General features: G+C 58.9%; 23 protein-coding genes and 2 tRNA genes. 10 read left to right on the forward strand and 15 right to left on the reverse strand.

Annotated elements, in window-relative coordinates; translation table 11 throughout:
* Window positions 1–85: 85 nt before the first annotated feature.
* The 4 genes from clpP to AC4IHP_RS17615 all read right to left on the reverse strand — a co-directional run bounded on the left by clpP (window position 86) and on the right by AC4IHP_RS17615 (window position 2,709).
* Window positions 86–721, reverse strand: coding sequence for an ATP-dependent Clp endopeptidase proteolytic subunit ClpP (clpP, locus tag AC4IHP_RS17600; RefSeq protein WP_016775336.1), 636 nt, complete (start codon window positions 719–721; stop codon window positions 86–88).
* A 92-nt stretch (window positions 722–813) separates the two neighbouring features.
* Entirely contained in the window at window positions 814–2,124 is a 1,311-nt protein-coding gene (gene tig / locus AC4IHP_RS17605) for a trigger factor (protein WP_016775337.1), read from the reverse strand.
* 400 nt (window positions 2,125–2,524) lie between these two features.
* Window positions 2,525–2,600, reverse strand: a tRNA-His gene (locus AC4IHP_RS17610).
* Between the two features lie 32 nt (window positions 2,601–2,632).
* Window positions 2,633–2,709: transfer RNA gene (locus tag AC4IHP_RS17615), tRNA-Arg, on the reverse strand.
* Window positions 2,710–2,984: 275 nt separating this feature from the next.
* Here AC4IHP_RS17615 and folD point away from each other — a divergent pair.
* Window positions 2,985–3,839 (forward strand): bifunctional methylenetetrahydrofolate dehydrogenase/methenyltetrahydrofolate cyclohydrolase FolD, encoded by an 855-nt coding sequence (gene folD / locus AC4IHP_RS17620; protein WP_016775338.1) that lies wholly within the window; start codon window positions 2,985–2,987, stop codon window positions 3,837–3,839.
* 230 nt (window positions 3,840–4,069) lie between these two features.
* Window positions 4,070–5,008 carry a D-alanyl-D-alanine endopeptidase gene (gene pbpG, locus AC4IHP_RS17625; protein WP_039763376.1) on the forward strand — a complete coding sequence of 313 codons (939 nt, stop codon included), beginning with the start codon at window positions 4,070–4,072 and terminating at the stop codon, window positions 5,006–5,008.
* A 54-nt stretch (window positions 5,009–5,062) separates the two neighbouring features.
* Here pbpG and AC4IHP_RS17630 read toward each other — a convergent pair whose 3' ends face one another.
* From AC4IHP_RS17630 to AC4IHP_RS17640, 3 genes are all read right to left on the reverse strand, one after another.
* Window positions 5,063–5,269 carry a hypothetical protein gene (locus AC4IHP_RS17630; RefSeq protein ID WP_460120187.1) on the reverse strand — a complete coding sequence of 69 codons (207 nt, stop codon included), beginning with the start codon at window positions 5,267–5,269 and terminating at the stop codon, window positions 5,063–5,065.
* A gap of 12 nt (window positions 5,270–5,281) precedes the next feature.
* Entirely contained in the window at window positions 5,282–5,488 is a 207-nt protein-coding gene (locus tag AC4IHP_RS17635; RefSeq protein ID WP_024013462.1) for a DUF6021 family protein, read from the reverse strand.
* 90 nt (window positions 5,489–5,578) lie between these two features.
* A complete protein-coding gene (locus tag AC4IHP_RS17640; RefSeq protein ID WP_490832325.1) occupies window positions 5,579–6,250 on the reverse strand; it encodes a cysteine peptidase family C39 domain-containing protein in 672 nt (223 codons plus the stop codon).
* A gap of 234 nt (window positions 6,251–6,484) precedes the next feature.
* On the opposite strand from AC4IHP_RS17640, the gene AC4IHP_RS17645 reads away from it, so the two are divergent.
* Complete coding sequence (locus AC4IHP_RS17645; RefSeq protein WP_460120189.1) at window positions 6,485–6,652, forward strand: hypothetical protein; 168 nt, start codon at window positions 6,485–6,487, stop codon at window positions 6,650–6,652.
* Between the two features lie 124 nt (window positions 6,653–6,776).
* Here the strand turns inward: AC4IHP_RS17645 and AC4IHP_RS17650 are convergent, their stop codons facing one another.
* Both AC4IHP_RS17650 and AC4IHP_RS17655 read right to left on the reverse strand, forming a co-directional pair.
* Window positions 6,777–7,526: a TerC family protein gene (locus tag AC4IHP_RS17650; protein WP_071172950.1), complete on the reverse strand. Its 750-nt coding sequence runs from the start codon at window positions 7,524–7,526 to the stop codon at window positions 6,777–6,779.
* Window positions 7,527–7,555: 29 nt separating this feature from the next.
* On the reverse strand, window positions 7,556–7,798 hold the full coding sequence (locus AC4IHP_RS17655) for a hypothetical protein (RefSeq protein ID WP_460120192.1): 243 nt from the start codon (window positions 7,796–7,798) through the stop codon (window positions 7,556–7,558).
* Between the two features lie 133 nt (window positions 7,799–7,931).
* Here AC4IHP_RS17655 and nhaR point away from each other — a divergent pair, with 133 nt between their 5' ends.
* The gene (gene nhaR / locus AC4IHP_RS17660) at window positions 7,932–8,831 is read left to right on the forward strand and encodes a transcriptional activator NhaR (protein ID WP_465920744.1); all 900 of its coding nucleotides are present in this window, start codon (window positions 7,932–7,934) and stop codon (window positions 8,829–8,831) included.
* On the opposite strand, the gene AC4IHP_RS17665 is transcribed toward nhaR, so the two are convergent.
* Entirely contained in the window at window positions 8,826–9,983 is a 1,158-nt protein-coding gene (locus tag AC4IHP_RS17665; RefSeq protein ID WP_490832310.1) for an MFS transporter, read from the reverse strand. The two genes, nhaR and AC4IHP_RS17665, sit on opposite strands and share 6 nt — an antisense overlap.
* 307 nt (window positions 9,984–10,290) lie before the next feature.
* Between AC4IHP_RS17665 and sstT the strand changes: the two genes are divergently transcribed.
* Window positions 10,291–11,523, forward strand: a complete 1,233-nt coding sequence (gene sstT / locus AC4IHP_RS17670; protein ID WP_024013468.1) for a serine/threonine transporter SstT — start codon at window positions 10,291–10,293, stop codon at window positions 11,521–11,523.
* A 158-nt stretch (window positions 11,524–11,681) separates the two neighbouring features.
* Here the strand turns inward: sstT and AC4IHP_RS17675 are convergent, their stop codons facing one another.
* A complete protein-coding gene (locus AC4IHP_RS17675; protein ID WP_016775348.1) occupies window positions 11,682–12,191 on the reverse strand; it encodes a DUF1993 domain-containing protein in 510 nt (169 codons plus the stop codon).
* A gap of 125 nt (window positions 12,192–12,316) precedes the next feature.
* On the opposite strand from AC4IHP_RS17675, the gene AC4IHP_RS17680 reads away from it, so the two are divergent.
* The gene (locus tag AC4IHP_RS17680) at window positions 12,317–12,961 is read left to right on the forward strand and encodes a YceH family protein (RefSeq protein ID WP_346623402.1); all 645 of its coding nucleotides are present in this window, start codon (window positions 12,317–12,319) and stop codon (window positions 12,959–12,961) included.
* Window positions 12,962–13,090: 129 nt separating this feature from the next.
* On the opposite strand, the gene AC4IHP_RS17685 is transcribed toward AC4IHP_RS17680, so the two are convergent.
* Complete coding sequence (locus AC4IHP_RS17685; RefSeq protein ID WP_460120197.1) at window positions 13,091–13,609, reverse strand: cupin domain-containing protein; 519 nt, start codon at window positions 13,607–13,609, stop codon at window positions 13,091–13,093.
* A 200-nt stretch (window positions 13,610–13,809) separates the two neighbouring features.
* On the reverse strand, window positions 13,810–14,628 hold the full coding sequence (locus AC4IHP_RS17690) for a shikimate 5-dehydrogenase (RefSeq protein WP_490832311.1): 819 nt from the start codon (window positions 14,626–14,628) through the stop codon (window positions 13,810–13,812).
* A 243-nt stretch (window positions 14,629–14,871) separates the two neighbouring features.
* Between AC4IHP_RS17690 and AC4IHP_RS17695 the strand changes: the two genes are divergently transcribed.
* From AC4IHP_RS17695 to AC4IHP_RS17705, 3 genes are all read left to right on the forward strand, one after another.
* Window positions 14,872–15,252: a hypothetical protein gene (locus AC4IHP_RS17695; RefSeq protein WP_024013471.1), complete on the forward strand. Its 381-nt coding sequence runs from the start codon at window positions 14,872–14,874 to the stop codon at window positions 15,250–15,252.
* Between the two features lie 230 nt (window positions 15,253–15,482).
* Window positions 15,483–15,677: a hypothetical protein gene (locus AC4IHP_RS17700; RefSeq protein WP_016770691.1), complete on the forward strand. Its 195-nt coding sequence runs from the start codon at window positions 15,483–15,485 to the stop codon at window positions 15,675–15,677.
* Between the two features lie 103 nt (window positions 15,678–15,780).
* Window positions 15,781–15,963, forward strand: a complete 183-nt coding sequence (locus tag AC4IHP_RS17705; RefSeq protein WP_041477171.1) for a hypothetical protein — start codon at window positions 15,781–15,783, stop codon at window positions 15,961–15,963.
* Here AC4IHP_RS17705 and AC4IHP_RS17710 read toward each other — a convergent pair.
* Window positions 15,960–17,021 carry an AI-2E family transporter gene (locus AC4IHP_RS17710; protein WP_076563570.1) on the reverse strand — a complete coding sequence of 354 codons (1,062 nt, stop codon included), beginning with the start codon at window positions 17,019–17,021 and terminating at the stop codon, window positions 15,960–15,962. The genes AC4IHP_RS17705 and AC4IHP_RS17710 overlap by 4 nt on opposite strands.
* A 156-nt stretch (window positions 17,022–17,177) precedes the next feature.
* Here AC4IHP_RS17710 and trhP point away from each other — a divergent pair, with 156 nt between their 5' ends.
* Window positions 17,178–18,506 carry a prephenate-dependent tRNA uridine(34) hydroxylase TrhP gene (gene trhP / locus AC4IHP_RS17715; RefSeq protein ID WP_490832312.1) on the forward strand — a complete coding sequence of 443 codons (1,329 nt, stop codon included), beginning with the start codon at window positions 17,178–17,180 and terminating at the stop codon, window positions 18,504–18,506.
* 159 nt (window positions 18,507–18,665) lie between these two features.
* On the opposite strand, the gene AC4IHP_RS17720 is transcribed toward trhP, so the two are convergent.
* Window positions 18,666–18,896, reverse strand: coding sequence for a hypothetical protein (locus tag AC4IHP_RS17720; RefSeq protein WP_490832313.1), 231 nt, complete (start codon window positions 18,894–18,896; stop codon window positions 18,666–18,668).
* Between the last annotated feature and the right edge of the window lie 14 nt (window positions 18,897–18,910).

An 18,910-nucleotide genomic window follows, 5' to 3' on the forward strand; every position in this document is an offset into this window, starting at 1 on the left:
CAACACAAGATGAAGGCTATTGCGGGCTTTTTCAAGCCCGCCGCTGATCGGACATGCCGATCAGGCCTGTTTTGCGCTGCTTATATTAAGCTGGACGCTGGTTGATCACTTCGTCGATCAGGCCGTATTCCTTCGCAGCTTCGGCACTCATGAAGTTGTCGCGATTGGTATCGCGCTCGATTTCTTCCAGAGTACGGCCGCTGTGCTTGGCCATCAGCATGTTCAGACGCTCGCGGATGAAGAGGATTTCCTTGGCGTGGATTTCGATATCCGACGCCTGGCCCTGGAAACCGCCCAGTGGCTGGTGAATCATCACGCGCGAGTTCGGCAGGCAGAAACGCTTGCCCGGTGCACCTGCGGTGAGCAGGAATGCGCCCATGCTGCAGGCCTGACCGATGCAGGTGGTCGACACGTTCGGCTTGATGAACTGCATGGTGTCGTAGATCGACATGCCTGCAGTCACCGAACCGCCCGGCGAGTTGATGTACAGATGGATGTCCTTGTCCGGGTTTTCCGCTTCAAGGAACAGCAGTTGCGCACAGATCAGGTTGGCCATGTAGTCCTCTACCGGGCCCACCAGAAAGATCACTCGCTCCTTGAGCAGGCGCGAATAGATGTCGTAGGCGCGTTCGCCACGAGCGGACTGCTCGACAACCATCGGGACCAGGCCGCCGGCGGCCTGGATATCAGAGTTCTGCTGAATATAAGAATTACGGAACATGCTCTGCAGTCGCTCCCAAATAGTTATGTCTTGAATACGCATAAGCCAGCTCGAGAGCTGGCTTATGGTGTGCACTTCTAACGCAAAATCAATCAGTCGGCTGCTGGAGCTTCTACCGGCTTGACTGCTTCTTCGTAGGAGACCGATTTATCGGTCACACTAGCTTTCTGCAGAACAGTATCCACAACTTGCTCTTCCAGCACAACCGAACGGACTTCGTTCAGTTGCTGCTCGTTTTTGTAGTACCACGACACGACCTGCTCTGGCTCCTGGTAAGCGGAAGCCATTTCCTGAATCATTTCGCGAACGCGAGCTTCATCAGGCTTGAGGTCGAACTGCTTGACCACTTCAGCAACGATCAGGCCCAGTACGACGCGGCGCTTGGCTTGCTCTTCGAACAGCTCGGCCGGCAGCTGATCCGGCTTGATGTTGCCGCCGAATTGCTGAACAGCCTGCACGCGCAGACGGTCAACTTCGTTGGACAGCAGAGCCTTTGGCACTTCGATCGGGTTGGTGGCCAGCAGACCGTCCATGACCTGATTCTTGACCTTGGATTTGATCGCCTGACGCAGTTCACGCTCCATGTTCTTGCGAACTTCGGTGCGGAAACCGTCGATGCCGCTTTCCTTGATGCCGAATTGAGCGAAGAACTCTTCGTTCAGCTCAGGCAGCTTAGGCTCGGACACAGTGTTGACGGTCACGGTGAACTCGGCGGTTTTGCCAGCCAGGTCCAGGTTCTGATAGTCCTCAGGGAAGGTCAGGTTCAGAACGCGCTCTTCGCCAGCCTTAGCGCCAACCAGGCCTTCTTCGAAGCCCGGAATCATGCGACCGGAACCGAGCACCAACTGAGTGCCCTTGGCGGAGCCGCCAGCGAATACTTCGCCGTCAACCTTGCCAACGAAATCGATGTTCAACTGGTCTTCGTTCTGGGCAGCACGGTCGGCCACTTCGAAACGGGTGTTCTGCTTGCGCAGGATGTCGAGCATCTTGTCCAGGTCAGCGTCAGCCACTTCAGCGCTCAGACGCTCAACAGTGATGCCTTCGAAGCCAGCAACGGTGAACTCAGGGAAGACTTCGAACACAGCAACGTATTCCAGGTCCTTGCCCGCTTCGAGCGACTTTGGCTCGATCGAAGGCGAACCGGCAGGGTTCAGCTTCTGCTCGACCACAGCTTCGTAGAAGGAAGACTGGATGACGTCGCCTACCGCTTCCTGACGCGCATCAGCACCGAAACGGCGCTTGATTTCGCTCATTGGCACTTTGCCTGGACGGAAGCCAGCAATTTTAGCCTTTTGGGCAGTCTGCTGCAGACGCTTGTTGACCTGAGTCTCGATGCGCTCTGCCGGCACGGTGACGCTCATGCGGCGCTCGAGAGCAGTAGTATTTTCAACAGAAACTTGCATGGATATTCCTCGTTGCACAGACGTTAGCCGGCCGTTTCCGACCCCAGAATCAAGGGCATGCATTCTAGTGGGTCAAACTCAAGAAGTCACCCTACTGGAAACGGGTAAAAAAACAGCAGGCAATTTATAGGGAGTGCCGCACGAATGCCGTGCACTCCACTGGCGAATACAAGCAATCAGATCAGGGCTCTGCATCAACGCTTCTATATATAGAAGCAACAATCAAATCCGCCCTGACAGCCATTCCAGCAGAACCGGAACGACGAGCAGTTCAGCGTCATCGGATCGTTTAAATGCGATGAAGTGCCCCGCTCTGCGACCTGAAACCGACCAGATCGGATTTCAAAACCGCTAAAACAAAAAAGGCGCCAGACTGTTAAATCTGGCGCCTTTCGAAATATGGGGTGGACGATGGGGATCGAACCCACGACAACGGGAGTCACAATCCCGTGCTCTACCAACTGAGCTACGCCCACCATATCGCGTTACTTGTGCCAAAGCTGCCTAATGGCGCACCCGGCAGGACTCGAACCTGCGACCATCCGCTTAGAAGGCGGATGCTCTATCCAGCTGAGCTACGGGCGCCTTGTTAATCTGTACTCTTAAAGGACTACAAACTAAGTGCTTTCCAGTGTCGCAGAACCTTGATTCCGCCTCACCTTCTTAACCAGTGCTAGGCTGTGCCCGACAAGTGCGACGAATAGTATAGAGGGCTCCAAAGGTCGTCAAATCCTTTTTGAAAAAAATTCATTTAATTAAAGGAGTTAGAGGAATTTGCTGACCAAGCGCCTTTGCCCTCACCGCTCGACATGCGAGAATGCGCTCTCATTTTTTCCCCTCTCGATGGTTAATCACGCGCAATGACTGCACAACTAATCGACGGCAAATCGATCGCCGCCAGCCTGCGCCAGCAGATCGCCCAACGAGTTGCCGAGCGTCGCCAGCAAGGCCTGCGCACCCCCGGCCTCGCGGTGATCCTGGTCGGCAGCGATCCTGCCTCTCAGGTTTATGTCTCGCACAAGCGTAAAGACTGTGAAGAGGTTGGTTTCCTCTCTCAAGCCTACGACCTGCCCTCCGACACCACTCAGGACGCCCTGACCGATCTGATCGATCGCCTCAATGACGACCCGGCCATCGACGGCGTTCTCCTGCAGCTGCCTCTGCCAGAACATCTCGACGCGTCCAAACTGCTGGAACGCATCCGCCCGGACAAAGACGTCGACGGATTCCATCCGTACAACGTCGGCCGCCTGGCTCAGCGTATCCCGCTGCTGCGTCCGTGCACCCCGAAAGGCATCATGACCCTGCTGGAAAGCACCGGCGCAGACCTTTACGGGATGGACGCTGTGGTCGTCGGCGCCTCCAATATCGTCGGTCGCCCGATGGCCATGGAATTGCTGCTGGCCGGCTGCACCGTCACCGTGACCCACCGTTTCACCAAGGATCTGGCCGGCCACGTCGGCCGCGCTGATCTGGTGGTCGTCGCCGCCGGCAAGCCTGGCCTGGTCAAGGGCGAGTGGATCAAGGAAGGCGCGATCGTGATCGACGTCGGCATCAACCGTCAGGACGACGGCAAACTGGTCGGTGACGTCGTCTACGAAACCGCCCTGCCCCGCGCCGGCTGGATTACCCCGGTACCGGGCGGCGTTGGTCCGATGACCCGCGCCTGCCTGCTGGAAAACACCCTCTACGCGGCAGAAACCCTGCACGTCTGACCGGTTTTTTTCGCTGTACCAGAACCCCGCCTTGCGCGGGGTTTTTCATGCCTGAGAAAAAACTCGAACCGTTCGCCGGAAACTGCTCTTTTTACAGGCGTTTTCACGAGATTTTCAGGTCTCTCAAACAACCATCGACAGTTCTTCAGCCATACTCCTAAAATGCGCCGGTTTTAAGAAATAACCCGTTACAAACTAACGGTATATCCAACCTTTTAGAGTTCGCCCGCGTGAAAATTCGTCTCTCGATTCTGAGCCTGTTGTTCGCTGTCACAGGCACATTCATCACGCCAACGATCAACGCTGCGGAAACCACCGCTGTCCCGCGTGACGCTTCGACTTTGAAGATCGCGTCCGGCAGCGCCCTGCTCATGGATATGCAGACCAACAAAGTCATCTATTCCAGCAACCCTGACGTGATCGTGCCGATCGCTTCCGTCAGCAAGCTGATGACCGGCCTGGTCGTGGTAGAAGCTCGACAGAACATGGACGAATGGATCGATGTCGATATCAGGAACACCCCGGAAATGAAGGGTGTGTTCTCCCGGGTCAAACTCAAGAGTGAGCTGCCGCGCCGCGAGATGCTGCTGATCGCGTTGATGTCTTCGGAAAACCGCGCTGCCGCCAGCCTCGCTCATCATTATCCGGGCGGCTACGCTGCTTTTATTGCAGCGATGAACGCCAAGGCCAAGGCGCTGGGCATGACCAGCACGCACTTCGTCGAGCCGACCGGCCTGTCGGAGCGCAACGTTTCCACCGCCCGTGACCTGAGCAAATTGCTGGTGGCCGCGCACAAGCAACCGCTTCTCGTGCAACTGACCACCACCAAGGAAAAGACCGTGGCGTTCCGCAAGCCCAACTACACCTTGGGCTTTCGCAATACCGACCACTTGGTCAATAAGGCCGATTGGGACATCAAGATCACCAAGACCGGTTTCACCAATCCGGCCGGCCATTGTCTGGTGTTGGTGACGAAGATGGGCAACCGCCCGGTCGCGCTGGTGATTCTCGATGCGTTTGGCAAGTACACACATTTTGCCGATGCCAGCCGTATCCGCAGCTGGGTGGAAACCGGACGCAGCGCCACTGTTCCTGCGGTGGCACAGCAGTACAAAGCCGACAAGAACCTCAAGAGCCGTCAGAGCGGCGTGGTCGAAGCGGCGAAATAAAACCCGCAGGAATGAAAAAGCCCCGAATTCTCGGGGCTTTTTTTCGTCTGCGCGTCAGTCGTTTGGCAGCGGCATCTTGTCGTCATCGGGAATGCCATCGCCCGAGCTCGGCTTTGGTGAAACGTCCGGGGTCAGTACATTGGGCCGCGCCATGGGATCACGCATCGGGCTGTCCGGGTCCAGCACCGGATCAACCTCAGGCTCCGGCGTGGTCGGCACACTGTCAGGTTTGTGGTCATCGAAGCTTGAATCGGTACTCATACGCACCTCACATCAAGGTTTCAGATCGGCTAACGGATCATAGGGCTTGGCCGGTTTCTTCGGATCTTCACCGGGCTCGACATCCAGCGGCGCCTTGGCCGGACCGACCGGATCGACTTGCGGATCGTCAAGGTCCGGCGAATCCGGATCGAATCCCAGATCATCACCCGAGGAATGTTCGGACGAGTGCGGGCCTTTCGGGTTTGGGGAATCTGCCATGTTGCCTCCTTGATTCACCCGCGAAGCACGGGCATTAATCTTCAGAGGCCGGCCGGGCACAGTCGTGCCCGGCAGATGACGAACGGAGGTCTATTGCGCTGCCAGAGCCTTTCTCGCCTGCGCCGCAGCGTTTTCTTCACCGGCCTGCGCCAGCTCATCGGCGGCTTTCAGCCAACGGGAACGGTCGACGGATGCCGGGATCTGCGACGGCTTCTGAATCAGGATCGCCCAGCCACCGGCCTTGTCGAGCGCTGCTTCAAAGCTGCCGAAATCCATCAACTGCCGACGATTCTTGCCGGCGCGCAACAGGACCTTCTGTTTATTGCGATCGTAGCCGGACAGGATCGCGTAACGCGGCTCCGCCCAGAATGCCGAACCTTCACTGAAACGCACCATGACTGGATAGCCGGCCGCAACCTGGGTCAGTAACGCTGGCAGCTTGCTGTCGAGCGGATAGACCACCAGGCCATATTCGCGGGCAAGGTTCTGCATGTTCTGCTGCAGCTTGTCCTCAGCGCCCGGCAAGTGCAGCGGTTTTTCGAGAAGGCCCGGGGTGATGACGATACCCTGTTGCGAGAGCAGACTGGCCAGTACCTGTGGCCCACTCTGGTTGGCTTCGCCTCGATAGAAAGTACCGCTAAGCTCAACCCGTTCCGGCAAGCGTTTGACTTCAGGCGCCACATTGCCTGCACATCCGTTCAGCACCGCAACGCAAACGGCAGCCAGCAGCGCCCCACGCACTCGAGAAAATACCTGCACCATCATCACTCTCTTCCAGACGCCGGTCATCGTGTTCCGGCAACGCCAGCGATCATAGAGCCGCACCCGCGCGCGGTATAGCCTTAAACGGCAGACCCGGCGATTGCATAGAGCAAACTGATTGGTCGTTAACGACCTTTGGTCAATAGCTTGAAACACCCCATTGACTAGACTGTCACTCAAATAGAGCGAATTGCGAAAAGCGGGCGCCCGATGCAGGGCGAAGAGGAGGCACCAATGAGCCTGACCATGACCATCGTGATGTTGATAGCCGGCTGGCTGGCCGTGGCAACTGCCATGTTGTGGGGCGTGCTGCGAATTTCGCGGCGGCATCATCATCCGGTACAGACGATGCCGGTTGAGAAGACAGAGAAGCACCCAGTGCGGCACGTTGCTGCGCACTGAAGACCAGCAGGGTCTTCCCCCCATGAGAGCGCTCAGCAGCAGCGCGCTCTCGAAAACTCAGCTAAAGGTGAAAAAAAAACCGCCTGAGCTCAACCAGCCCAGGCGGTTTTTTTGTTGTCAGCGTTTACGCCTGCTGAGCAACCTTCTTCTGCTTCGCCCGGCGCGACATCATGTTCAACACTTCGATGCCCGCCGAGAACGCCATGGCTGCGTACACATAACCTTTCGGTACGTGAGCGCCGAAGCCTTCGGCGATCAGCGTCATGCCGATCATGATCAGGAAGCCCAGCGCCAGCATGACCACAGTCGGGTTGTCGTTGATGAACTTGGCCAGCGGATCAGCCGCGAGCAGCATCACCAGCACCGACACCACTACCGCGATGATCATGATCGGCAAGTGTTCGGTCATGCCGACAGCCGTAATGATGCTGTCGATCGAGAACACCATGTCGAGCATCAGGATCTGACCGATAGCCGCGGCAAAACCCAGAGTTACAGTGGAAGTCGCGGTCTTCGGGTCTTCCGGCGACGGGTCCATGCTGTGATGGATCTCGGTCGTGGCTTTCCACACCAGGAACAAGCCACCGGCGATCAGGATCATGTCCTTCCAGGAGAACGCCTGACCAAGGATTTCGATCACAGGCTCGGTCAACTGCACGATGAACGCGATGGTGCTCAACAGCGCCAGACGCAGAATCAGGGCCATGCCGATACCGATGCGGCGCGCTTTCTGCCGATGCTGTTCGGGCAGTTTGTTGGTCAGGATCGAGATAAAGATCAGGTTATCGATGCCGAGCACGATTTCCATTACCACCAGTGTGGCCAAAGCAACCCAGGCGGTAGGGCTGGCGGCGAGTTCTAACAGATATTCCATGGGTCAGTCCTGACTCTGTGTAAGACGGTTTAGATGGTCTTGGAGGAAGATTCGGATTCTTCCGTTGGTTTTTCCGGTGCTTCTTTTTTCTCGATCAAGCCACCAGTGGCATCGCTGAGCGCTTGCTCAGCAGCCTTGTGAGTGTCGTCGATCGCTTGCTTGGCGGTTTCAGCCGCAGCGCCCATCAATTGCTGCGCGCTTTTTTCCGCCTGATCGCAACCGGCCAGAACCAGTAAAGACGCAAACATCAATGCGGGGAATGTGTATTTCATAGGGTTTCCTTCGAATGAGCAGACAGGCGCACACACCGGCCGTCGATGGCTGGGCATTCTAGGGAGATGAACAGTTCAGGAAAATTCGTATTTTTAGCGGCTATACTTCGATTTTCACGAAGTGGCCATCACTATGCTCAATTACCGACAACTGCATTACTTCTGGGTCGTAGCCAAAACCGGCAGCATCGTCCGGGCCTGCGAGCAGCTGAACCTGACGCCACAGACCATCAGCGGACAGATTTCACTGCTTGAACAAACCTATGGCGTAGAACTGTTTCGCCGGGTTGGCCGACAACTGGAGCTCACCGAAGCCGGGCGCCAGGCCCTGCCCTACGCCGAGCAGATGTTTCAGTTGGGTGGCGAACTGGAACTGATGCTGCGCGCGCAGCCCAACGAGCAGCAGATTCTCTTTCGCGTTGGCGTGGCCGACGTAGTGCCGAAGTCCATCGTCTACCGCCTGATCGCGCCGACCATGGAGTTGAGCGAGCCGCTGCGCATCACTTGTCGCGAGGACAAACTCGAACGTCTGCTCGCCGATCTGGCCATCCAGCGTCTGGATCTGGTGATTTCCGACAGCCCGATGCCTTCGCATCTGGACATCAAAGGCTACAGCCAGAAACTCGGTGAATGCGGGATCAGTTTTTTCGCCACCGCCGAACTGGCCGCACGGTATGGTCAGGATTTCCCGCGCAGCCTGCACGGCGCGCCGCTGCTGATTCCCGGCGCGGAAACCGTGGTGCGCAGCCGTCTGCAGCGCTGGTTCGCCGAACAGCAGATCCAGCCGCAGATTGTCGGCGAGTTCGATGACAGCGCTTTGATGCAGGCCTTCGGCCAATCCGGCAGCGGGATCTTTATCGGCCCGAGCGTGATTGCCGAGGAAGTGAAGCGCCAGTACGGCGTCGAGTTGATCGGCCAGACCGACGCCGTGAGCGAGTCGTTCTATGCCATTTCGGTGGAGCGCAAGGTCAAGCACCCTGGCATCGTCGCGATTACCGAGGGTGCCCGCCGCGAGCTGTTTACCGGGTTATGAAGCGCAGACTTCACGCGGCTTCAGCGTCATCAGCACCATGGCGAGGAACACCGAAAGCAAAATGAAGCCGGCAGCGGCAAAGCCGAGAAAGCCCAGCCCGGCAGTGTCGATCACCCGGCCGCCGACCATCGCGCCCAGGCCGATGCCGAGATTGGCCCCGGCGATGTTCAGCGACGCGGCAAAGGCCGGCGCTTCCGGCGCGGCTTTCATCAGGCGCACGTGGCTGACCAGGAACAGCGCCGCCTGAGTCACGCCCCAGATGCCCATCGCCACCGCCAGACCCACTGGCGAATGAATGTTCGGCACCAGCGAAACCATGCCGGCGATCATGAACGCGCAGAACAACACCGACGCCCCCAGCGGATGCCGATCCACCGCACGCCCGCCAAGCGAGTTGCCGATCAGCCCGACGGCGCCAAACGCCATCAGGCACCAGCCGACGACAGTGCCGTTGAAACCGGCCAGACGTTCGAGGATGTCAGCAAGGTAGGTGTAAACGGTGAACATGCCGCTGAACACCAGAATCGACAACAAGATATGGCCGAGCATCAGCGGGCTGCGCAGGATCTTGAATTGCGAACGGAAGCTGACCTGATGCTGGTGCAGACTGGTTTTCGGCAAATAGACAAACAGCAACAAGGCTTTGGCAAACGCGATCAGCGCCAGAATGCCGAATGCGCTGCGCCAGCCGAACGCATCGGAGATCAGCGTACCGACCGGAATGCCGAACACCGTCGCGCAGACGATACCGAAACCGATCTTGGCGATGGCGCGGCCGGCGAAATCCGGACCGACGATATCCACTGCCGTTTCGCTGGCCAATGCCCAGAACACTGGCAAACCCAACGCCGGAATCAACCGCGCAATGGCCATCACCCAAATGTTCGGCGCCAACGCCGCCACAGTGTTGGCCAGACCAAACATGATCAGGATGCTGATGAACAGTTTGCGCCGTTCGAAACGGGCGAAATAAGCGGTCAGGAAGGGGCCAAACAGCGCCACGGTAAAGGCGAACAAGGTCACCAGCAGCCCGGCTTGCGGGATGCTGACTTCGAGGTCTCGGGCAATCGCCGGCAACAGACCGACAATGACGAATTCCGTGGTCAGCACCGTGAACCCGGCGGCGGACAACAGAAGAATAGGCAACAGCATGCGCAACTCCAGCAAAACGACGACACCAGCGTTGACCCGGAGGCCCGCTGGCAGAACTTGAAAATGAGGATGGCGAAGCTTAACAGACTGTGCTGGCACTGAGTTGCCCAAAACTGCCGATCTGCCGGGCCGATCCGGTGGCAGATCGTCACAGGCCTGAAGGTTCACGCCTACGCTGTGATAAAGTCCGCGCCCTGAAAATCGTACAGCTGTTCAACGCTGCGTTTAGCCGCGCTGATGTCACCTCGACAGGCGTTTCGTGACTGCCCACGACGCTTCGCACCCTATAAAAAACAGAGATGCCGCTATGACCGCTTCATCCCCTTCGTTACTGCAACGCCTGAAACGCCTGAGTCTGGTCAGCCAGATCGTCATTGGTCTGATCGCCGGTATTGCCCTGGCCCTGATTGCACCGGAGCTGGCGAAGTCCACCGCGTTCATCGGCAAGGTGTTTGTCTCGGCGTTGAAAGCCGTGGCGCCGATTCTGGTGTTCGTGCTGGTGATGGCCTCGATTGCCAACCACAAGCACGGTCAGGAAACCCACATCCGGCCGATTCTGTTCCTTTACCTGCTGGGTACATTCAGCGCTGCGGTGGTGGCCGTGGTCGCCAGCATGGCGTTCCCGTCGAATCTGGTGTTATCGACCGAAAACGTTGCCGTGACAGCACCCGGCGGCATCGGCGAAGTGCTGCAAAGCCTGTTGCTGAGCGTCGTCGACAACCCGGTCAGCGCACTGATGAATGCCAATTTCATCGGCATTCTGGCCTGGGCGATCGGCATGGGCATTGCCATCCGCCACGCTGGCGACACCACCCGCGAAGTGCTCGGTGACTTGTCCAATGGCGTCACCGTAATCGTCCGCGTAGTCATTCGCTTTGCGCCGCTGGGCATCTTCGGCCTGGTCGCTTCGACATTGGCCACCTCCGGTTTCGGCGCGCTGCTCGGCTACGCGCACCTGCTGGCGGTGCTGTTGGGCTGCATGCTGTTCGTCGCGCTGGTGATGAACCCGCTGATCGTGTTCTGGAAGCTACGCCGCAATCCGTACCCGCTGACCCTGATGTGCCTGCGCGAAAGCGGCATCACCGCGTTCTTCACCCGCAGTTCGGCGGCGAACATTCCGGTCAACCTGGAATTGAGCAAGCGCCTGGGCCTGCACGAAGACACCTACTCGGTATCGATTCCGCTCGGCGCCACCATCAACATGGCCGGTGCGGCGATCACCATCACTGTGCTGACCCTGGCGGCCGTGCACACCCTGGGCATTGCCGTGGACATTCCGACCGCAATCCTGCTCAGTGTCGTTGCCGCGATCTGTGCCTGTGGCGCTTCGGGTGTGGCCGGTGGCTCGCTGCTGCTGATTCCGCTGGCGTGCAGCCTGTTCGGCATTCCGAGCGAGATCGCCATGCAAGTCGTGGCGGTGGGCTTCATTATCGGCGTGCTGCAGGATTCGGCGGAGACCGCGCTGAACTCCTCGACAGACGTGCTGTTTACCGCAGCGGCTTGCCTGGGCGAGGAAGAGAAGGCTCAGCGTACGGCGTAACCGCCGTATCCTGTGGGAGCGAGCCTGCGCGCGAAAGGGGCGAGACATTCAGCATTAATATCGCCTGATACGCCGCATTTGCGAGCAGGCTCGCTCCCACAGAAAAACAAAAGCCCGCCAAGGCGCGAACCTTGGCGGGCTTTTTCGTATCCGGGTGTTTAGAACGCGCCCATGTAATCGCGCTTGCCCACTTCTACGCCGTTATGACGCAGCAACGCATAGGTGGTGGTGACGTGGAAGAAGAACTGCGGCAAGCCGTAAGTCAGCAGATACGCCTGACCACTGAAGCGCTTCTCTTTCGGCGTGCCCGGACGGGTCACGATTTCGATGCCTTCCTTGCCGTCGATCTGCTCTGGCTTGATCTCGCCGATGAAAGCCAGAACCTTGGCGATCAGCGCTTGCAGCTCGGCGAAGGTGGTTTCAGTGTCGTCGTACTTCGGCAGTTCGACTTCGGCCAGACGCGCCGACACGCCTTTGGCGAAATCCACGGCGATCTGCACCTGACGCACCAGTGGGAACATGTCCGGATACAGACGCGCTTGCAGGAAAACGCTCTGGTCGATGTTTTTCGCGCTGGCGTGGGCTTCAGCCTTTTTCAGCACATCGCTCAGGGCGTTGAGCATTTGTTGAAAAACCGGGACGGATGCGGCGTACAGTGAAATGGTCATGGCAGTCTCATGTGATGGCTGGGTAATACGTGGTGGCGATTATAGCCATGCTTGATGAGCACACGGCTTGCCTTTTGTTTGGCAAGGATTAGGCTAGGCGGCTTCGACTGCAGAGGGAACGCGCGATGAGCAACGAACAAGAATCCACCTCCGAACAGCCTCGGCTCAATGCCACGGAAATCCGCATTCTCGGTGCGCTGATCGAAAAACAGGCCACCAGCCCGGAAACCTATCCGCTGACCCTCAACGCACTGGTGCTGGCGTGCAATCAGAAAACCAGCCGCGAACCAGTGATGAACCTCAATCAGGGCCAGGTCGGGCAGAGCCTGCGGGCGCTGGAGGGTCGTGGCTTTACCCGGCTGGTCATGGGCAGCCGCGCTGACCGCTGGGAGCACAAAGTCGACAAGGCGCTGGAACTGGTGCCAGCACAGGTGATTCTGACGGGTTTGATGTTTCTGCGCGGTCCGCAGACCGTCAATGAACTGCTGACCCGCAGCGGGCGCATGCATGAGTTCGAAGATGCCGAGCAGGTCGTGCATCAGCTTGAACGACTGATCGCGCGCGGTCTGGCGGTATTGATTCCGCGTCAGGCCGGGCAGCGTGAGGATCGTTATACCCATGCCCTGGGCGATCCGGCGGATATCGAAGCGATCCTGGCAGCGCGGCAGAATCCTGGAGAGCGATCGAGCGGTGGCGTTTCCCTGGAGCGTATCGAAGAACTCGAGGCCCGCATCGCGGCGCTGGAAGAACGCCTGGCCCGCCTCGAATAACCACCGCAAAGCCCTTGGGAGAGCGAGCCTGCTCGCGAAAGCGCAGTGTCAGTCACCACGATGTTGAATGACCCGCCGCCTTCGCGAACAGGCTCGCTCCCACAGGGGGGCATCCGCAAATTTCAGATTTTATTCCCCGTCCCAATAATCCACCCCATCCACCTGCCGCGCGACTGCGACAAATCCCGAGGCATTGCCCTCGGCATCCACCGTGAAATTATCCATCACCGCATACTTGTTCGAATCCGGATACTCGCAGATCTCCGGCTGCTGCTGAGTGCTCACCGCCAGATAACGCAGTTCGCCCGCGCTGGTATTGATGATCTGATGAGCCTTCTCCGGTCCGCCCGGTGGGCAGGCGATCACATCACCGGCGCGGATCGGAAAACGCTCACCTCCCAACCGCACCTCGCCCTCCCCGGCCACCACGTAGAACATTTCTTCATTGACCCGATGGCTATGGAATGGACTGCCGCGCATGCCCGCTGGCAGCGCATAGAGGCGATAACCGAGCTTCTGCGCACCGAGTTGCTGGCCGATCCGCGCGAAACGCTGCTGATAACGCCCGGCGGTGTCGCCTTCAGGGGCCAGGGCTTCGGGAAGGGCTTGGAGTTCGAGCTCGTTGAGGTTGAGGATGGGCGGATGCATGAGCGGCCTCGGTTATGGTTTTTGTGGTGGGCAGGTCTGTGCGTGTTGGCGAGGATTATAGATAGTGATCCAGAACCGCAGCGCGGCCTTCGCAAGCAGGCTCGCTCCCACATTCAATAGCATTCCAACTGGAAGAACACGCTTAACCTGTGGGAGCGAGCCTGCTCGCGAAGAGGCCAACCCAGCCACTAAAAGATCAATCAGCTGCGCGCAAAATCCACCGCCGCCGCAAACTGCGCCTCATTCGGCCGCACCCCGGTGTAGAGGACAAACTGCTCCAGCGCCTGAATCGCGATCACTTCCAGCCCGGTAATCACCTTTTTACCCTCGGCCCGCGCGCGCACGATCAGCGGCGTTTCCGAAGGGATCGCCACCACGTCGAATACAGTCTCAGCCGCTTTGATCACTTCAGGCTCGAACGCCAGTTGCCCCGCCTCCGGCCCGCCATCCATGCCCACCGGTGTGACATTGATCAGCATCTGCGGGCGCTCATCACCCAGCTCGGCCTGCCAACGATAACCCAGCGAATCCGCCAAGGCCCGCCCGGCCCGCTCGTTACGGGCGACAATCAAACCGTTCTTGTACCCACCATCGCGCAGGGCGCTGGCCACCGCTTTGGCCATGCCACCGCTGCCACGCAGGGCGAAGGTCGAATCTTTCGCCACCGCGTGGCTTTCCAGCAACTGCGCGACGGCGATGTAATCGGTGTTGTAGGCCTTGAGGTGGCCGTCGGTATTGACGATGGTGTTGATCGACTGGATCGCCGCTGCCGACGCATCCAGCTCATCGACCAGCGCAATGCAGGCTTCCTTGAACGGCATCGACACGCCGCAGCCACGAATGCCCAATGCACGGATGCCACCGACCGCGCCGGTCAGGTCGCGGCTGCTGAATGCCTTGTAATAGAAATTCAGGCCCAGCTGTTCATACAAATGGTTGTGAAAACGCAGACCGAAATTCCCCGGGCGCCCCGACAGGGACATGCACAGTTGGGTGTCTTTGTTCGGGTTCATCTGCATGAAACTTCTCCTTCAAACGCACTTTCGGATGGACGGGATTGGCCAGCCCACCGGGTTCTGAATCATCATTGCGGCTTGTCTGTGGCGCTGCGCAGCCGGGTAAGGAAGCCGGTACAGACCTTACACAAAATTTACCCAGCGGCTGTGCTGAATTTCGCAAATTTGCTGTCTTAGCTGTATCCCCGCGACTACTGCTGGCCTGGTTCAGGCCGCGGCGCCGGGTCGAAGAACCGAGGACTTATCATGATTCGTAAACTTCCCATCATGGCTTTGTTGATTGGCGCGCTCGCCGTCACCGGTCAGGCTGAAGCGGGTGGTGGCCACGGCTGGCAGGGCCCTGCAGTGTTTGGCGCGATCGTCGGCTCGGCCATCATCGGCTCGGCACTGATCAACCAGGATCGGCCGGTGTATGTGCAACAACAACCGGTTTATGTTCAGCCGCAACCGGTCTACGTGCAGCAACCGCCACCACCGGTCTATTACCAACCGGCGCCGGTGTATGTGCAGCAACCGGTTTACGTGCAGCCGGCCCCGGTCTACTACGGCCCGCCTCGCGGTTATTACGGTCGGCCCCACGGTTATTACGGCGGCCCACATGGTTATTACGGTGGTCCACGCTGGTAAGCGCAACACAGAGCCCTGCTTTCGAGCAGGGCTTTTTTATGACCGCTGGTCGGCCAACGTCTGAAAAAATCTCGCCAAGGTCGCTGTGAGGACAGTTCGAGCAGCTAAAGTCGTCATGATGGAATCGACCGTAGAGATTTTTTTCATCAAACGGTCACCACTTTGTCATGACGGAACCGCAATCTGAATCCGTCCGTAAACAACAGATCGATAACAACAAGGACGACTGTATGCCCACCCAAAATCCGCACCGCATCGTTGGTCTGTGCACCTCGAGCAAGGTGTACAGCGCGCTCACCGAGCTCAAGCACCTGGAAGGCCATCGCTGCGCCAAGCTGCTGTCCCTGCTCGCCGAAAACCTCGTGCACAAGGGCCTGCTCAATGAACGCGAAGTCATGCACATGCTTGATCAAGTGGTCGAATGACGCCAGACCTCACTGGCATCAATGACCACTATCGAAAGCGTTGATTGTCCGCAGCGCCAGCAAATCCCTAAGGTAGCCCCATCAGTTTGATGGAGGTTTTCCCATGGCTCAGGTTCAAATCATGTCGGTGATCGGCAGCGCAGTTCCCGCTTCGCTGCGTGCATCCGGTTTGCTCGCTTGCTGGTATCTGGTGCGCGATGGCGAGCCAATCAGCGGCCCGCTCACCTCGTTGCCAGCAGCGCAGGCTTTGTCGCAGCAGGTCGCCAGCAGCACATTTCATGCTTAAGGCAGTTGCACCTTGGGCTTGGTCTCGACGAACAGCGCCCAGCTCGACAGGAACAACGCGGCAATCAGCGGCCCGATCACGAAGCCGTTGAGGCCGAAGACCGCGAGGCCGCCGAGGGTAGAAACCAGAATCAGGTAATCGGGCATTTTCGTGTCCTTGCCCACCAGAATCGGGCGTAGCACGTTGTCGACCAGGCCGATCACGAAGACGCCGAACAAGCCCAGCACCACGCCCTGCCAGATCATGCCGCTGAGCAGGAAATACACCGCCACTGGCGCCCAGACAATCCCCGCGCCCACCGCTGGCAACAGCGACAGAAACGCCATCAACACCGCCCAGAGCAGCGCGCTGGGAATATCGAGAAACCAGAAAATCAACCCGCCCAGCGCGCCTTGGGTCACGGCCACGACCACGTTGCCTTTGACCGTCGCGCGCACCACGCGATTGAACTTCAGTTGCAGGCGGCGCTTGTGGTTTTCTTCCAGCGGCACGGCAGTGCGCATCTTGCGCGCCAGCTCGGGGCCGTCACGCAGGAAGAAAAACAGCAGATACAGCATGATGAAAAAGCTCACCACGAATTCGAACGTGCCCTGGCCGAAACTGAACGCCTGAGTCGCCAGCACCTGACTGCCCTGCATCGCCGCTTTGACGATCTTCTCGCGCAAGCTGTCGAGTTCGCCCATGCCGAAGCGGTCAAGCAAGTGCTGAAAGTACGGCGGCAGGCTGTGCTTGAACTGCGCCAGATAGGCAGCAATATCCAGCTCGCCGCTTTCGATGTTCTTGTAGACAGTCGCCCCTTCCTGCACCAGCAGGATGCTGACGATGATCACCGGCAGAATCGCGACCACCAGGCACAGGCTCAAGGTGCACAGCGACGTCACGTTGCGTTGCCAGCCGAACTTCTGCTGCAACCTGCGCTGTACCGGCGCAAACAGAATGCCAAGGATGACAGCCCAGAATACCGCGCCGTAGAACGGCAGCAGAATCCAGATAAAGGCCACCGTGACCAGCACCAGCAGCACTGTCAGGGATTTGAATTGCAGACTCTTTTCGTTCATATCCGGTCCATGTCAGTCAGGCGTCACGCACGCCCGCCCCACTTAGTCAGCCGCCGCGCGCGCGAGTGCCATGTTTATTCATGGAGCATAGATCCAGATCAATAAATCCTTGCGACCGCTGCCCTACCCTGCGCGGCTTTTGCGACCGACACCCAAATGCAGACTCTCATCGCCCCCGAGCTTCTCGCCCCCGCCGGCACTCTGAAAAACATGCGTTACGCCTTCGCTTACGGCGCCGATGCGGTCTACGCCGGCCAGCCGCGCTACAGCCTGCGGGTGCGCAACAACGAGTTCGACCACGCCAACCTGGCGCTCGGCATCCGTGAGGCGCAGGCGCAGGGCAAGCGCTTCTACGTGGTGGTCAACATCGCCCCGCACAACGCCAAGCTGAAGACGTTCCTCAAGGATCTGGCGCCAGTGATCGAGATGGCTCCGGATGCACTGATCATGTCCGACCCGGGCCTGATCATGTTGGTGCGCCGACATTTTCCGCAGATGCCGATTCACCTGTCGGTGCAGGCCAACACGGTGAATTGGGCGAGCGTCGAGTTCTGGCAGCAACAGGGGCTGAGCCGGATCATTCTGTCGCGCGAACTTTCCCTGGAGGAAATCGGTGAAATCCGCGAGCAGGTGCCGGGCATGGAGCTGGAAGTGTTCGTGCACGGCGCGCTATGCATGGCCTATTCCGGGCGCTGCCTGCTTTCCGGTTACATGAACAAGCGCGATGCCAATCAGGGCACCTGCACCAACGCCTGCCGCTGGAAATACACCGCGCAGGAAGCCACGCAAAACCAGCTCGGCGAGATCGTCCAGACCTTTCAGCCCGAGCCGACGCTCGGTCTCGGCGCACCGACCGATCAGGTCTTTCTGTTGCACGAAGCCAACCGCCCCGAGGAATTGATGCCGGCTTTCGAAGACGAGCACGGCACCTACATCATGAATGCCAAGGACCTGCGCGCCGTACAGCATGTCGAGCGGCTGACGCGCATGGGCGTGCATTCGCTGAAGATCGAGGGCCGGACCAAATCGCACTTCTACTGCGCGCGCACCACCCAGGTGTATCGCCGGGCGATCGATGATGCCGTTGCCGGGCGCGAGTTCGATCGCAGCCTGATGCTGGATCTCGAGTCGCTGGCCCAGCGCGGCTACACCGAGGGTTTTCTGCGCCGGCATGTGCACGACGAATATCAGAATTATCAGCACGGCAGTTCGGTGTCGGAGCGTCAGCAGTTCGTTGGCGAGCTGACCGGCGAGCGCCGGGATCGCCTGGCAGAGGTGAAAGTGAAGAATCGTTTTGCCGTTGGCGATCATCTGGAACTGATGACACCCAAGGGCAACTTCCATTTTGATCTGCATGAGTTGCAGAGTGTCAGCGGGCAAGCGATCGAAGTGGCGCCGGGAGACGGGCATACGGTGTACGTGCCGATACCGGACGCGGTGGATTTGCGTTTCGGGTTGTTGATGCGGGATTTGCGTGCTGGCTGACTGGCGATCTTGTTGGCACTCGCAGCATGGCCGTGATTTGCTGGTGACGCCGATGCCGTATTCGCGATCAGGCTCGCTCCCACAGGGGATGACACAAATTCCCTGTGGGAGCGAGCCCGCTCGCGAAGAGGCCGGCGAACTCAGCGGATAATCCGGACTTCAGCGCAAATCATCCGACAACGGCGTCGGCTCATCCGCCGGCGGCACATCGTCGTCAGCTGGCGGATCCTTCCAGTCATCCGGCCGGTCGGCATCGCTCAATGGATCGCGCGCCGGGTCCATGCCCGGCGGTGCATCATGATCGCTCAGGGTCGGCTCATCGGTGCCGGAAACGGGGCGGGTCTGCTCGGTGGGCGCCATGCCACCGGGAACAAGCGAGTCATCAGCCATGCTGCACCTCACAA

Source organism: Pseudomonas sp. UF-293 (assembly GCF_058245595.1).

Coding starts and splice junctions, on each gene's coding strand:
- AC4IHP_RS17680 (WP_346623402.1), top strand. CDS start 12,317: ATGAGCAACGAACAAGAATCCACCTCCGAACAGCCTCGGCTCAATGCC.
- AC4IHP_RS17645 (WP_460120189.1), top strand. CDS start 6,485: ATGAGCCTGACCATGACCATCGTGATGTTGATAGCCGGCTGGCTGGCC.
- AC4IHP_RS17655 (WP_460120192.1), bottom strand. CDS start 7,798: ATGAAATACACATTCCCCGCATTGATGTTTGCGTCTTTACTGGTTCTG.
- AC4IHP_RS17630 (WP_460120187.1), bottom strand. CDS start 5,269: ATGAGTACCGATTCAAGCTTCGATGACCACAAACCTGACAGTGTGCCG.
- AC4IHP_RS17685 (WP_460120197.1), bottom strand. CDS start 13,609: ATGCATCCGCCCATCCTCAACCTCAACGAGCTCGAACTCCAAGCCCTT.
- AC4IHP_RS17710 (WP_076563570.1), bottom strand. CDS start 17,021: ATGAACGAAAAGAGTCTGCAATTCAAATCCCTGACAGTGCTGCTGGTG.
- nhaR (WP_465920744.1), top strand. CDS start 7,932: ATGCTCAATTACCGACAACTGCATTACTTCTGGGTCGTAGCCAAAACC.
- trhP (WP_490832312.1), top strand. CDS start 17,178: ATGCAGACTCTCATCGCCCCCGAGCTTCTCGCCCCCGCCGGCACTCTG.
- sstT (WP_024013468.1), top strand. CDS start 10,291: ATGACCGCTTCATCCCCTTCGTTACTGCAACGCCTGAAACGCCTGAGT.
- AC4IHP_RS17640 (WP_490832325.1), bottom strand. CDS start 6,250: ATGGTGCAGGTATTTTCTCGAGTGCGTGGGGCGCTGCTGGCTGCCGTT.
- clpP (WP_016775336.1), bottom strand. CDS start 721: ATGTTCCGTAATTCTTATATTCAGCAGAACTCTGATATCCAGGCCGCC.
- AC4IHP_RS17675 (WP_016775348.1), bottom strand. CDS start 12,191: ATGACCATTTCACTGTACGCCGCATCCGTCCCGGTTTTTCAACAAATG.
- AC4IHP_RS17720 (WP_490832313.1), bottom strand. CDS start 18,896: ATGGCTGATGACTCGCTTGTTCCCGGTGGCATGGCGCCCACCGAGCAG.
- AC4IHP_RS17635 (WP_024013462.1), bottom strand. CDS start 5,488: ATGGCAGATTCCCCAAACCCGAAAGGCCCGCACTCGTCCGAACATTCC.
- AC4IHP_RS17705 (WP_041477171.1), top strand. CDS start 15,781: ATGGCTCAGGTTCAAATCATGTCGGTGATCGGCAGCGCAGTTCCCGCT.
- AC4IHP_RS17695 (WP_024013471.1), top strand. CDS start 14,872: ATGATTCGTAAACTTCCCATCATGGCTTTGTTGATTGGCGCGCTCGCC.
- tig (WP_016775337.1), bottom strand. CDS start 2,124: ATGCAAGTTTCTGTTGAAAATACTACTGCTCTCGAGCGCCGCATGAGC.
- AC4IHP_RS17700 (WP_016770691.1), top strand. CDS start 15,483: ATGCCCACCCAAAATCCGCACCGCATCGTTGGTCTGTGCACCTCGAGC.
- folD (WP_016775338.1), top strand. CDS start 2,985: ATGACTGCACAACTAATCGACGGCAAATCGATCGCCGCCAGCCTGCGC.
- AC4IHP_RS17665 (WP_490832310.1), bottom strand. CDS start 9,983: ATGCTGTTGCCTATTCTTCTGTTGTCCGCCGCCGGGTTCACGGTGCTG.
- AC4IHP_RS17690 (WP_490832311.1), bottom strand. CDS start 14,628: ATGCAGATGAACCCGAACAAAGACACCCAACTGTGCATGTCCCTGTCG.
- AC4IHP_RS17650 (WP_071172950.1), bottom strand. CDS start 7,526: ATGGAATATCTGTTAGAACTCGCCGCCAGCCCTACCGCCTGGGTTGCT.